This is a genomic window from Erythrobacter ramosus (genome assembly GCF_009828055.1).
GTDB classification, from domain to species: domain Bacteria; phylum Pseudomonadota; class Alphaproteobacteria; order Sphingomonadales; family Sphingomonadaceae; genus Erythrobacter; species Erythrobacter ramosus.
In genome coordinates, this window is sequence record NZ_WTYB01000002.1 from 197903 (window position 1) to 210301 (window position 12399).

Sequence of the window (12399 nt, forward strand, 5' to 3'; positions counted from 1 at the left end):
CACAGTCTAACGCTCAAGGCGCGTTGCAAAGCGGGACAATTGCTGGCAGACCTAATAATATTAGCCAAGCGAGCCATCCGGCGAGCGTCTTGTTTCTTTGCGATCATAATGCACGCGCGTTGCCGCCGGGTGAACGCTGGCGTGATGGGGGAGCTTCAGCCACGTGGCCAATCTCGACGATATCGACCGCCGATTGCTGGCGGAATTGCAGGCAGAAGGCCGCGTCACCAATGTCGAACTCGCCCAGCGCGTCGGGCTGACCGCGCCGCCGTGCCTGCGCCGCGTGCGCGGCCTCGAGGAAGACGGTGTGATCCGCGGCTACCACGCCGATCTCGACCCGTCGAAACTGGGCTTTGCGATCACCGTCTTCGCGATGGTCAGCCTCAAGAGCCAGGCCGAAGCCAGCTTGCGTGAATTCGAGGAGCATATGCGTGCGCTGCCCGAAGTGCGCGAATGCCACATGCTGAATGGCGAGATCGACTTCATCCTCAAGATCGTGAGCAAGGATCTTCAAAGCTTTCAGGAGTTCCTGACCGGCAAGCTGACGCCCGCGCCGAATGTGGAAAGCGTCAAGACGTCGCTCACCATCCGAACAGCCAAGCAGGAGCCCGGCGTTCCTTTGTAAATGGGTTGGCCGCTGTGACCGATGCACCTCGACTAGCTGAACCTGTCACCGGGCGTTGCCTGTGCGGCGCGGTGACGATTACGGTTACCGCGATGCAGGCCGAGGTCGATATCTGTCACTGCGCGATGTGCCAGCGCTGGGGCGGGGCGTTCTACGCAGGCGTGAAGGGCGAAGGCGCCGAAGTGACGGGCGAGGACGCTGTTACCATCTACCGCTCCAGCCCGTGGGCCGAGCGCGCCTTCTGCGGAACCTGCGGCAGCAACCTGTGGTATCGCTTCCTGCCGACCGGCGGGCGCTCGTTTCTGGCGGGCCTGTTCGATCTGCCACCGGGCTTCGGGATCGAGCAGCAGATTTTTGTCGACGAAAAGCCCGATTGGTATGATATTGCTCAGGAAAGCCCGATGCTGACGGGCCCCGAGGTGATCGCCGAGGCGATCGCGCAGGGGCTTAAACTCGGCGACTAATGCAGCTTCAGCTTGGGCCGCACGATGCGGTTCACGCGGCCCACCAGCATCAGGAACGTCGCCTTCACCCAGCCATGAATGCCGATCAGGTGCAGGCGGTACAGCGAGGTGTAGATGAACCGCGCCAGCCGTCCCTCGATCGCCATGCTCCCACCGATCAGGTTGCCCATCAGGCTCCCCACGGTCGAGAAGCGGCTGAGCGACACCAGCGAGCCCTTGTCATGATAGGCGAAGTGTCGGAGCGGCTGTCCGCGCTGCATCCGGCAGATATTGTCGAACACCGTGCCTGCCATCTGGTGCGCCGCCTGCGCACGCGGGGGGACGGGGCGGTCTTCGCCGGGCGGGGTGTAACTGGCGCAGTCGCCGAGCGCGAAGATGCTCGGATCAACCGTGGTCTGCAAAGTGTCGGTGACGAGGATCTGGTTGCGCGAATTGGTCTCCAACCCAAGGCCTGAGAGGTAGTCTGCCCCCTTCACGCCCGCCGCCCAGACGATCAGATCGGCCTCGATCACCTCGCCCGTTCTGGTGATGAGCTGGCGCGGGCGGGCTTCGACCACCTGCACGTCAGGGCGGACCTGCACGCCGAGCACGCCGAGCTCATGCTTGGCCGCTGCCGCGAGCTTTTCGGGCAGGGCGGGAAGAATGCGCGGCCCAGCTTCGAGCAGGGTCACGTGCATCCGGCCCTCGTCAAACACTTCAAGCCCGTAGTGCCGCAGCGCGCCCGCCGCATTGTACAGCTCGGCGGCCAATTCTACCCCCGTCGCCCCGCCGCCGACGATGGCGATGCGCACCTGTTCGTTGGCGGTTGGATCGTTCATCATCGCCCGGCTGACGCGCAGGCAGTGGTTGAGCAGCCGGGTGCGGAACCGGTCCGCCTGCACGCGGCTGTCGAGGTAGAGGCAATGTTCCTTCACCCCCGGCACACCGAAATCGTTCGATACCGACCCCATCGCCAGCGCGAGGATATCGTATCGGATGGTGTGGGCCTCGATCAGCGCGCTGCCGTCCTCATCCTTTACCGGAGCGAGGCTGATGGTCTTGGCCTCCCGGTCGATCCCGTCGAGACTGCCCTGGAAGAAGCGATAGCCCCAGCGGTAGCAATGCCCGCGATAGCCAACTTCATCGAGGTTCGCATCGAGCGATCCGGCCGCGACTTCGTGCAGCAACGGCTTCCAGATGTGCGACAGGTTTTTGTCGACCAGAATGATGTCGTGCCGCTTGCGCCCGTATTTCGCGCCGAGCCTGCGGACCAGTTCCAACCCGCCCGCGCCCCCGCCGACGACGACAATCTGGGTCTTGCGGTTCATCCGTCACTCCTTGGCACACGCAGTGCAGCGCAATCCCGCAGCCCTGTTAGCGGGTGCGGGCAGCAAATGCGCGTCAAATCAACGTAGCGCTGTGCAACTTGTGTTGCGGTGCAGCAAAAAAGCATCAGCGCGCCAACCGCTAAGCGTTCCAGCACTTTGGCTGCAATGCCGGTAGCTAGCTTCGCAGCGCCCACTCAAGCGGTGCCGGCAGCGTGTCGCCGCTGTAGTCCACTTGCAGCACTCGGCGCGAACCCGTGACGGTCGAGCGGCGTGACGCGTGCAGGATCGGTGTAGCGTAGGCCCATACGTCGCCGTGCTGGGCAAGACATGCGGCAACCTCGCTGGTGGCCACCACCGCAGTTATGCGCGCTTCAGGGATGTAACCCTTCCGATGGGACCCAAGCGCGATTTCGAGCGGTGCATTGTCTGGTGTGACGGGATCGAGGTGGATACGCAGCGTGATCATCGCCCCGATCAGCGCAAAGGGCGGCTCGACATGCGGGCTCCCTTGCTTGACGGTCCACGGGCCGTATCCTTCGACTTCCGCGCGTGCGGCAACGTTGATTGTGCGATCCTGATGCCAACCTAATGCCCAGTTGGTAGCTGGTGACTTGTCGAAAGCAATTGCGCGCACCGGCCGCGCGGGCCGTCCCAACAGTTGCGAAGCCAGCGCGGCAATCGGCCCGGGCGAGACGAGGTAGGAAGCGAAGGCGCCCAGCCGGTGGAGCCGAGTGCCGGGCGCAGTCGGGGCGTTGGCGTACCAGTCTGCAAGGGCGGGAAGCATGTCACGGGCGGAACCCGGAAACAGCTGCGCGCCGTCAGTGGCAAACGAGAGCGTGTCTAGCCGACCCGCTCTTCCAGCCACTTTTCCAACCACTTGATCGAATAGTCGCCGTTCAGCACATCGTCCTGCCGCAGCAGTTCCTGATGCAGCGGGATGTTGGTTTTCACACCTTCGACCACCATTTCCTCAAGCGCGCGGCGCAGGCGCATGATGCAGCCTTCACGGGTGCGGCCATAGACAATCACCTTGGCGATCATGCTGTCGTAATAGGGAGGGATCCGGTAGCCGGCGTAAAGCCCTGAATCGACCCGCACATGCATCCCGCCCGCCGCATGATAATACGTCACGAGGCCGGGCGAGGGCGCGAAGTTGAACGGGTCTTCGGCGTTGATCCGGCACTCGATTGCGTGCCCCTGAAACTCGAGCTCGTCCTGCGTGACCGACAGCGGCTTGCCTTCAGCGATGCGAATCTGTTCGCGCACCAGATCGACGCCGGTGATCGCTTCGGTGACGGGGTGTTCGACCTGAAGCCGGGTGTTCATTTCGATGAAGTAGAACTCGCCGTTTTCCCACAGGAATTCGATCGTCCCCGCGCCGCGATAGGCCATATCGCGCATCGCCTTGGAGCAGACTTCGCCCATCCGGGCGCGTTCTTCGGGGCTGATGACGGGGGAGGGGGCTTCTTCCAGCACCTTCTGGTGGCGGCGCTGGAGCGAGCAATCGCGCTCACCCAAGTGGATCGCATTACCATTGCCATCGCCGAACACCTGGAATTCGATGTGGCGCGGATTGCCGAGGTATTTCTCGATATAGACTGTGGCATCGCCGAACGCCGCCTTTGCCTCGCTGCCGGCCTGCTGCATCAGGGTTTCGAGCTTGTCCTCGGCCTCGCACACCTTCATGCCGCGCCCGCCGCCGCCGCTCGCGGCCTTGATGATCACGGGGTAGCCGATTTCCTTCGCGATCCGGCGCGCTTCGTCGAAATCGCTGACCGCGCCGTCCGAGCCGGGGACCAGCGGCAGGCCGAGCGCGCCAGCCGTGCGCTTGGCCTCGACCTTGTCGCCCATGGTGCGGATATGTTCGGGCTTGGGGCCGATCCAGATGATGTCATGCGCTTCGACAATATCGGCGAACTTGGCGTTCTCCGACAGAAAGCCGTAACCGGGGTGGATCGCATCGCACTGCGCAATCTCGGCAGCCGAGATAATGTTGGCGATGTTGAGATAGCTTTCGCCAGCGGGCGGCGGGCCGATGCATACCGCATGATCGGCAAGGCGCACGTGCATCGCATCGGCATCGGCGGTGGAGTGCACCGCCACCGTCTCGATCCCCATTTCATGCGCCGCGCGGTGGATGCGCAAAGCGATCTCGCCGCGATTGGCGATCAGGATGCGTTTGATCCCCATGGTTTAGGAAATCACCACGAGCGGCTGGTCGAATTCGACCGGCTGAGCGGTTTCGATCAGGATCGCGGTGATGGTGCCGGCGCGCGGGGCGGTGATCGGGTTCATGACCTTCATCGCCTCGACGATCAGCAACGTGTCGCCTTCCTTGACCGCTTGGCCGACCGATACGAAGGGCGCAGCGCCGGGCTCGGGCGTCAGATAGCAGGTGCCGACCATCGGTGATTTGACCGCATTCTTGAGATCGGGGCCAGCAGGCGCGGCGGGCTCTGCCGGGGCAGGCGCAGCGGCGGCGGGCGCAGCCGCAGCAGCAACCGGAGCGGGCGCAGCGGCATAGACCGGCGCCGCCGAGGCAACCGCGCCGCGCGAAACGCGGATCTTGCGGTCGTCATCTTCGACCTCGATCTCGGTCAGTCCGGTTTCGTTGAGCAGTTCGGCCAGCTCACGCACCAGCGCCGTGTCGATGTTCATGCCCCCCGACTTGCGCTTGCCCGAATCTTTGCCGTGTCCGTCGTCGTTCGACATGAAAGCCCCTTGGTGAATGCTAAGCCCGTTTATGCGAGCGACCTATTCACGCCAATTGCGGCTGGCAAGTGGCAAGGGTGCAAAATGTGAAAGTTGGGTGACGTTTCAGATCTGACCCGACGCTACGGCTTCGAGCGCGATACGGTAGGAGTCTGCGCCGTGCCCTTCGACCGTCATGGCTGCGCCCATGCCGACATAGGACAGGTGACGGAACGGTTCGCGCGTCTTGGGATCAGACAGGTGGACCTCGATCACCGGGGTGCGGATCGCTTTGATCGCATCGAGCAGCGCCACAGACGTGTGCGTATAGGCCGCCGCATTGAGCAGGACCGCACGCGCACCCTCCGCCTGCGCTTCATGCAGCCAGTCGACCAGCATCCCTTCGTGATTGGTCTGGCGCATCTCGATTTCCAGCCCGAGCTCGCGGGCGCGGTCTTCGAGCATCCCCGCGATGTCATCGAGTGTGGTGGTGCCATAAATCTCCGGCTCGCGCGTGCCGAGGAGATTAAGGTTCGGGCCGTTGAGGACGTAGACGAGGTTGGTCATGAAGTGGGGATAGCGGGAAGGTGCGGGGCGGGGAAGGGGGGTGGAAAAGCCAGCGCTCTTGTTGTTTCCCGGGGTCTGTGAGACCATACACGGATGCATCATGCGTCCCACAAAGGTTCGGAAGAACGACTTTACATCAAAGCGTTGTCGATCCGTCACGAACGCGGTCGGGGGTTGTGGAGGCCGATCATGTGGCATCTCGCGCATCGGGGCCACGCGGACGCCATGATCGAATTGGCGGACTGGTTTTGCGGCGATGATGCCGCCAAGGACGTTGGCAAGCCTTCCGAAGCTTTCAGCGCTGCGGGCCTCTATTACCGGGCTTATCGTAAGCGGAATGCGAGGGCGGCCCGGAACATGGCGATCAGTTGTTTCAACCGCAGCGACATGGCGGGATATCGCTGCTGGTTAACGCGTGCGGCCAAGGCGGGGGATACGGAATCCGCACGGGATCTGCGCTACTTTGAAACTCGGCTATGGCACGGAGCGGCGCGCAGGATTGGGCGGCTGAGGCCGGTCCAGAAGCGCGATGGATTTCTGTGAGCGAAGTGTGCTTTACACCTACTCTCGTCATCCCAGCGAAAGCTGGTACCTAAGGCCTCTAGGTCAGACCTTGCCGCCCTAGGCCCCAGCTTTCGCTGGGGTGACGATGGAGGGAAGGCGCCAACCTCCGCCTACCGATCCACGCCCTTGACCTTGCCCCACTGCCGCGCCGCTGTGTAGCCCAGATAGCCGGTGCCAAACAGCGCGTAGAGCGGCTCGGGCAGGCCAGCGAGATAGGCGTTCATTCCCGCCGCGATGTCGCGCGCGGCCAGTGGGTGGAAGGCGCTCAGCACCCCCAACGGCAGGGCGGCGAGCAGCAGGATGTACATGACATACAGGAAGCTCGGGCGGGCGCGGCTGGTCCAGGGGTCGGCGGAGTTGGCCTCGGCGACAATCGCCTGAAGTTGCGCCTCGATCATCCGCATTTCCTGCGTCCCTTCGAGCGCGATCAGTTCTAGCTTGGCTTTCGCCCGCGCCTCCTTGTCGGGGATGATCTTGTCGATGATCGAAGCGATGGGGCCGATAAGTGCGTCGACGAGGGACATTGGTGCGCTCCTAATTGCGTGAGTCGGACCAGAAATGACCAAATTGGTTAAAGTAGGAAAGTTATTTAACCTGTGCCGCGCTCGCTTCGGCCAGTAGCCGCTGCGCGAGCGCCAGATGCGGACGGTCGAGCATCGCGCCATCCAGCGCCACCACACCTGCGCCCGGATGATCCGCAAAGGCCTGCACCACGGCGCGGGCGTGCGCCAATTCCTCGGCGCTCGGAGTAAAGGCGGCGTTGATCGGATCGACCTGCGCCGGGTGGATCGCCAGCATCCCGCGAAAACCCTGCGCCCGCACCGATTTGGCGCGGCGTTCCAGTGCCTCAAGATCACGGAATTCCGGCTGCACTGTCTCGATTGGAGCTACCCCCGCTGCCGAAGCGCCGATCAGGCAAAGGCTGCGCGCCATTTCATAGGTGTGCGAATACTCGCCATCCGGCCCCCGCTGCTCGCGCGCGCCCAGCGCCGAGGACAGATCCTCCGCCCCCCAGCTCATCGCCACCAGCCGCGTCTTGCCCGGATAATTGCCCGCATATTCGCCGGTGCGGAACATCGCCGCCGCCGTCTCGGTCACCAATGCGGCGATCAAGGTGCGCCCCTGCGGAATGCCGTTCGCGGCCTCCAGCGCGGTCAGATAGTGGTGCAGTTGGGTGATGTCCGCTGCCCCTTCGGCCTTGGGCAGAAACACCCCTCCGGGCCGCGCGGGGATGATCGCGGCGAGATCGGATATGCAATCAGCGGTGCTGATCGGGTTGATCCGCACCCACAGCCGCGCGGCATTATCCGACGCCGCGATCTGCTCTGCCACCATCGCGCGGGCAGCGGGCTTGTTTTCGGGCGAGACCGAATCCTCAAGGTCCAGCAGTGCAATATCCGCCGGGCTGGCAATCGCCTTGCCCATCTTCTTTTCGCTGTCGCCGGGTGCGAACAGCCACGAACGCATACGGGGCGGGGTGGGGGCGGTGTGGGCCATGATGAGTTCCTCTTTCACCCCTGCGCTTACGAAGCGCGCCGCCCGCCTGCAAGCCCGCTCACGGCGCGTCTTTCCATTAGGCGGCGCGCCGACAGGTTGCTATATGGGACGCATATCAACCAGCGGGGGAGCCAGTTGTGGCAATCGCATTTTCGGTCAATGGCAAACCGGTGAGCGTGGAGGCTGACGCCGATACTCCGCTGCTGTGGGCACTGCGTGATGATCTCGGACTGACCGGGACCAAGTTCGGCTGCGGAATTGCCGCCTGCGGGGCGTGTTCGGTCCATGTCGATGGCGCGGTGACTCGCTCGTGCAGCGTGCCGATCAGCGATGTCGCGGGCAAGTCCGTGACCACGATTGAGGGGCTGAAGGCTGCCGACGGGACGCTCCACAAGGTGCAGCAGGCCTGGATCGAAGCGCAGGTGCCGCAATGCGGGTACTGCCAGTCGGGCCAGATCATGGCGGCGGTGGCGCTGATCGAGCAGGTCGGCTCGCCCAGCGATGCGCAGATCGACGATGCGATGACTAACATCTGCCGCTGCGGGACCTATCCGCGCATCCGTACCGCGATCCTTGCCGCGACCGGCCAGGCCGCCGCAGCCCAGCAGGGAGAGGCATAATGGCCGACAACCCCAATTCCGATCTCGATTATCCTGAAACCTCAGCCCCGGCGGCAAAGCCGAAGCGCAAGGGCGTCAAGCGGCGCATCTTCCTCGCCGGCTCCGCGCTGGTGGTGGGCGGCGGCATCTTCGGCGTGTGGTGGACTGACAGCAACGCCAAGGGGCGCGCCAACACGCTGATCGGGGGCGAGGGCAAGCACGCGTTCAACAGCGTGATGACCATCGCGGAAGACGACACCGTCACGCTGTTCTCGCCCCACATCGATTTTGGTCAGGGATCGCACACCGCGCTCGGCCAGATGCTGGCGGACGAGCTTGATGCGGCGTGGGAAAAGGTCACAATCGAACAGGCTCCGGCCGACATGGCCTTCGCCAACGCGGCACTCGCCAAGGGTTTCCTGCCCACGATGGTGGGCGACACGGTGGCCGGGCTGATCCCCGATGCGGTAATCGGCCTGATGGCGCGGTCCATGCCGCTGATGATCACCGGCGGTTCCTCCGCGATCCGTTTCACCGGCGAGGTCGCAATGCGCCGGACCGGTGCAGCCGTGCGTGCGGCGCTGGTGGCCGAAGCGGCTGACCGGTTGGGCGTTCCCGAAAGTGAACTGACTACCGCGGACAGCAAGGTGACCCACGCCAAGTCCGGCCGCAGCTTGCGTTACGGCGAGCTGGCAGCAGGCGCAGCGACGCGATCACTCAGCAGCGATCCGGTGCTCAAGACCCGCGATCAGTGGAAGTTGATCGGCAAGCCCGTTCCGCGGCGCGATATTCCTTCCAAGGTCGATGGCTCGGCGGTCTACGGGATCGACTTCACGCTGCCCGATATGCGGGTCGCGACCATCGCGGCGGCGCCGGTGCGCGGCGGCAAGCTGGAATCGGTCGACGAGGCCCCGGCGCTCGCGATCTCGGGCGTTGAGAAGGTGGTGAAGCTGCCCGACGCCGTGATCGTGGTCGCCAAAGGATACTGGCCCGCGACCAAGGGCCTCGCCGCACTGAGCCCCAAGTTCACCGATGGCGGCCACAGCGCGATGTCGACCCCGGCGATCTACGCTGCGCAGGAGAAGCTGCGCAAAGCGAGCGGCGAGCCTGACAATGTTGGCGGCGAAGGCGATGTCGATGCGGCCTTCGCCGCGGCGGGCGTCAAGCTGGTCGAAGCCGAATACCGCGTCCCTTTCCTCCACCACGCGATGATGGAGCCCTTCGCGCTTACCGGTCATTTCAAGGACGGCACCCTCCACCTATGGGGCGGCTTGCAAGACCCGCTCTCGACCCGCGCCAAGGCCGCCAAGGCTGCCGGGCTGGAGGTCGACAATGTCGTCTTCCACCCGATGATAATGGGCGGCGGGTTCGGCCGGCGCTTCCCCGATCTCGTTGAGATCATCGACCAGATCGCCGTGCTCGCCAAGCAGGTGCCCTATCCGGTCAAGCTGGTGTGGAGCCGCGAGGAAGAAGTGCGCCACGGCACCTACCGCCCGCAGTCCTCGGCTGGCCTCAAGGCCTCCCTCAAGGACGGCAAAATCACCGGCTGGCGCGCCGACTATGTGCAAAGCGGCAGCGCGGAAGGCGAGGTGCCGTTCATATACGCCATCCCCGCAACCTTGCGCCGTCACTTTGCCTACCAGTCGAACCAGATCGACGGGCCGTGGCGTTCGGTAAATGCGACCCAGATGGGGTTCTACACCGAAAGCTTCATGGACGAGCTGGCGGCGGCGGCGGGTGAGGACCCCTACCAGTTCCGCCGCAAGCACCTGGCCACAGGCTCGCGTCACCTGGCGGCGCTGGATATGGTCGCCAAGCGTTCGGGCTGGGGCACGCCGCTGCCGAAAGGTGTCGGGCGCGGGATCGCGATTGTCGAGAGCTTTGACACGATTGTCGCCGAAGTGGTCGAAGCCAGCGTCAAGGAAGATGGCAGCCCCAAGGTCTTGAAGGCCTGGGCCGTGGTCGACTGCGGCACCACGGTGAACCCCTTGAACGCCGAAGCGCAGATTGCGGGCGGACTGATCATGGGCCTGTCTTCAGCGATAGGCGAGCAGGTCACGCTGGATAAGGGCGCGGTAGTGGAGAGCAACTTCTCGGACTACCCGATCCTCAAGCTGGCCGACGCACCGCCTGCGGTGGATGTGCACTTCATCGAAAGCGGCGCGAAAACCGGCGGGATTGGGGAGCCGGGCTTGCCGCCTGCCTCGCCTGCACTCGCCAACGCATTGAGCGCGGCGACCGGCAAGCGCATCCGCAACCTGCCGCTGCTCACGCAAGCCAAGGCGTAACTTGCAGGGCTGGTCGGCGCTGATCCTCGCCGGAGGGGCGGGGCGGCGCTTTGGCGGCGGCAAATTGCTCGCTGATATGGCGGGCGCTCCGGTGATCCGGCGCGCGGCTGAGGCGGTTGCGGCAGCTGACTTTGCGGAGGTCGTGGTGGTGACCGGCGCGGACGACGCGGCCATTCGTGCGGCGCTGGTAGGGCTGGAAGCGCACATCCTCCACGCGCCGGACTGGGCCGAGGGCATGGCCGCAACCTTGCGCACCGGCATCGCAGCGCTCGCGCCCGAGGCCGCTGGCGTATGCGTTTTCCTCGGCGATATGCCGCTGGTGCCGGTTTCCCTTTGCCCCGCGCTGACCCAGGCGGCTGAACAAGCTGGCTATGCCGCCCGCCCACGGCTGGACGGCAAGCCCGGACACCCGGTCGCCTTCACCCGCGCGGCCTTTGCCGACTTGCTGGCGCTGACGGGCGATCAGGGGGCAACCGCGCTCCTGAAACAGCACCCCGAGGGGGTCGCCTATATTGATACGGCCGAAAGCGGCGCGCTGCTGGACATCGACACGCCCGCCGATCTCGCCGCTGCAACACGGGCCTGGAACGCCTGCGCGACCTCCGCCACCAGTGAGAGTGCCACCTCGCGCGGGGCCTTGCCGAAGCCGTAAAGCCCGATGGGGGCGTGGAGGCGCGCGATGGCCGCCTCGCTCACGCCGTGACTGCGCAGCCGTGCGACCCGCGCGTCCAGCCGCGCCCTTGCGCCAATGGCGCCGACATAGAACGCATCACTCTGCAAGGCCGCTGCGAGCCCGCGCTCGTCATCCTCGCGGTCATGCGAGAGAACCGCAATCGCGGTCCAGCGGTCGAGCCCGATCGCGGCAAGTGCGCTTGCGGGATCGCTGCGGTGATAGGTGATGCCGGGGAAGGGCGCCGCCTCGGGCCCGCCGGGCGCGATCAGCGCCACGTCCCAGCCCATTTCGACCGCCAGCGTAGCCGCAGTCAGCGCCGCGCCGTCCTCGCCAATCAGCACCAACCGCAAGGGCGGGGTGAACAGCCGGGTGTAACGGGCGCCGTCCCAGGTATCGGAATGCGCCTCCTCGCTAGCAGCGGCAAAGCGCGCGCGTCCGTCGCTCGACCACAGCACCGGATGGCGCGCATCCCAGCCTGCCAGCAAGGCCGCGACCGCCGGTTCGTCCGCCGCCACCGGCTCGACCAGCACGGAAATCCCCGATCCGCAGGCGAGCTTGATATCGATCCACGGGCTGCCCTCGCCATAGCGCAGCAGACGCGGCGCACCCTCGGCGAGCGCCTCGCGCCCGTGGCGCGCGACATCAGCTTCGATGCAGCCGCCCGAGAGGAAGCCCCAATATTCATGGTCGGTGATGAACATCTGCGCCCCCACATTGCGCGGGGCCGAACCGTCAACCTCCACCAGCGTCGCCAGTGCAAAGCGATCGGGCACGATGGGGCCGGCTCGCAGGGCGGCGCGAATATCATCGATGGGAGCGGCAAGACGCCAGCGGCTCATGGGGGCAGGGCTTTCGTGAGAAGCGAGACCCGCAGCCTAACTCGCCCGCACCCCGCGCGCAATTGCCTGCGCGGCGCGGTGTGTTGGGGGCAAAAAGGGGGGAAACCACTGGTCGGGACGAGAGGATTCGAACCTCCGACCCCCACACCCCCAGTGTGATGCGCTACCAGGCTGCGCTACGTCCCGACACCAGTGGAGCGGGGCCTATAGGGGGCATGATTGGGGCTGGCAAGCGGGTTTGGATACAAGGGGTGTTGCACCGGCGCATCGCCTCGGGCCCCTCGC

Annotated in this window: 13 protein-coding genes, 1 tRNA gene and 1 pseudogene; 6 read left to right on the forward strand and 9 right to left on the reverse strand. The window is 65.0% G+C overall.

The window, feature by feature from the left end; all coding sequences use genetic code 11:
* Positions 1 to 163: 163 nt before the first annotated feature.
* Both GRI59_RS07545 and GRI59_RS07550 read left to right on the forward strand, forming a co-directional pair.
* On the forward strand, positions 164 to 625 hold the full coding sequence (locus GRI59_RS07545) for an Lrp/AsnC family transcriptional regulator (RefSeq protein ID WP_067405649.1): 462 nt from the start codon (positions 164 to 166) through the stop codon (positions 623 to 625).
* A 14-nt stretch (positions 626 to 639) separates the two neighbouring features.
* On the forward strand, positions 640 to 1089 hold the full coding sequence (locus GRI59_RS07550; RefSeq protein WP_337190245.1) for a GFA family protein: 450 nt from the start codon (positions 640 to 642) through the stop codon (positions 1087 to 1089).
* Here the strand turns inward: GRI59_RS07550 and GRI59_RS07555 are convergent.
* From GRI59_RS07555 to GRI59_RS07575, 5 genes are all read right to left on the reverse strand, one after another.
* Positions 1086 to 2396: an NAD(P)/FAD-dependent oxidoreductase gene (locus tag GRI59_RS07555; protein ID WP_160760619.1), complete on the reverse strand. Its 1311-nt coding sequence runs from the start codon at positions 2394 to 2396 to the stop codon at positions 1086 to 1088. The two genes, GRI59_RS07550 and GRI59_RS07555, sit on opposite strands and share 4 nt — an antisense overlap.
* Before the next feature lie 175 nt (positions 2397 to 2571).
* The gene (locus tag GRI59_RS07560) at positions 2572 to 3180 is read right to left on the reverse strand and encodes a phytanoyl-CoA dioxygenase family protein (RefSeq protein ID WP_160760620.1); all 609 of its coding nucleotides are present in this window, start codon (positions 3178 to 3180) and stop codon (positions 2572 to 2574) included.
* 56 nt (positions 3181 to 3236) lie between these two features.
* Positions 3237 to 4586, reverse strand: a complete 1350-nt coding sequence (accC, locus tag GRI59_RS07565; protein ID WP_160760621.1) for an acetyl-CoA carboxylase biotin carboxylase subunit — start codon at positions 4584 to 4586, stop codon at positions 3237 to 3239.
* Positions 4587 to 4589: 3 nt separating this feature from the next.
* On the reverse strand, positions 4590 to 5054 hold the full coding sequence (accB, locus tag GRI59_RS07570) for an acetyl-CoA carboxylase biotin carboxyl carrier protein (protein ID WP_160761561.1): 465 nt from the start codon (positions 5052 to 5054) through the stop codon (positions 4590 to 4592).
* Between the two features lie 159 nt (positions 5055 to 5213).
* Positions 5214 to 5654 carry a type II 3-dehydroquinate dehydratase gene (locus GRI59_RS07575; protein ID WP_160760622.1) on the reverse strand — a complete coding sequence of 147 codons (441 nt, stop codon included), beginning with the start codon at positions 5652 to 5654 and terminating at the stop codon, positions 5214 to 5216.
* A gap of 189 nt (positions 5655 to 5843) precedes the next feature.
* Between GRI59_RS07575 and GRI59_RS07580 the strand changes: the two genes are divergently transcribed.
* Positions 5844 to 6197 (forward strand): hypothetical protein, encoded by a 354-nt coding sequence (locus tag GRI59_RS07580; protein ID WP_183363627.1) that lies wholly within the window; start codon positions 5844 to 5846, stop codon positions 6195 to 6197.
* 131 nt (positions 6198 to 6328) lie between these two features.
* Here GRI59_RS07580 and GRI59_RS07585 read toward each other — a convergent pair whose 3' ends face one another.
* Complete coding sequence (locus GRI59_RS07585) at positions 6329 to 6742, reverse strand: holin family protein (protein ID WP_160760624.1); 414 nt, start codon at positions 6740 to 6742, stop codon at positions 6329 to 6331.
* Between the two features lie 61 nt (positions 6743 to 6803).
* The gene (locus GRI59_RS07590; protein ID WP_237440744.1) at positions 6804 to 7715 is read right to left on the reverse strand and encodes an HpcH/HpaI aldolase/citrate lyase family protein; all 912 of its coding nucleotides are present in this window, start codon (positions 7713 to 7715) and stop codon (positions 6804 to 6806) included.
* Between the two features lie 137 nt (positions 7716 to 7852).
* Between GRI59_RS07590 and GRI59_RS07595 the strand changes: the two genes are divergently transcribed.
* The 3 genes and pseudogenes from GRI59_RS07595 to GRI59_RS15805 all read left to right on the forward strand — a co-directional run.
* The gene (locus GRI59_RS07595) at positions 7853 to 8335 is read left to right on the forward strand and encodes a (2Fe-2S)-binding protein (RefSeq protein WP_337190246.1); all 483 of its coding nucleotides are present in this window, start codon (positions 7853 to 7855) and stop codon (positions 8333 to 8335) included.
* A complete protein-coding gene (locus tag GRI59_RS07600) occupies positions 8335 to 10602 on the forward strand; it encodes a xanthine dehydrogenase family protein molybdopterin-binding subunit (protein ID WP_160760625.1) in 2268 nt (755 codons plus the stop codon). The genes GRI59_RS07595 and GRI59_RS07600 overlap by 1 nt, the downstream gene beginning before the upstream one ends.
* A 1-nt stretch (position 10603) precedes the next feature.
* Positions 10604 to 11083, forward strand: a pseudogene (locus GRI59_RS15805) (nucleotidyltransferase family protein); the annotation flags it as partial.
* Between the two features lie 26 nt (positions 11084 to 11109).
* Here GRI59_RS15805 and GRI59_RS07610 read toward each other — a convergent pair.
* Complete coding sequence (locus GRI59_RS07610) at positions 11110 to 12114, reverse strand: XdhC family protein (RefSeq protein ID WP_160760627.1); 1005 nt, start codon at positions 12112 to 12114, stop codon at positions 11110 to 11112.
* 109 nt (positions 12115 to 12223) lie between these two features.
* Positions 12224 to 12300, reverse strand: a tRNA-Pro gene (locus tag GRI59_RS07615).
* Between the last annotated feature and the right edge of the window lie 99 nt (positions 12301 to 12399).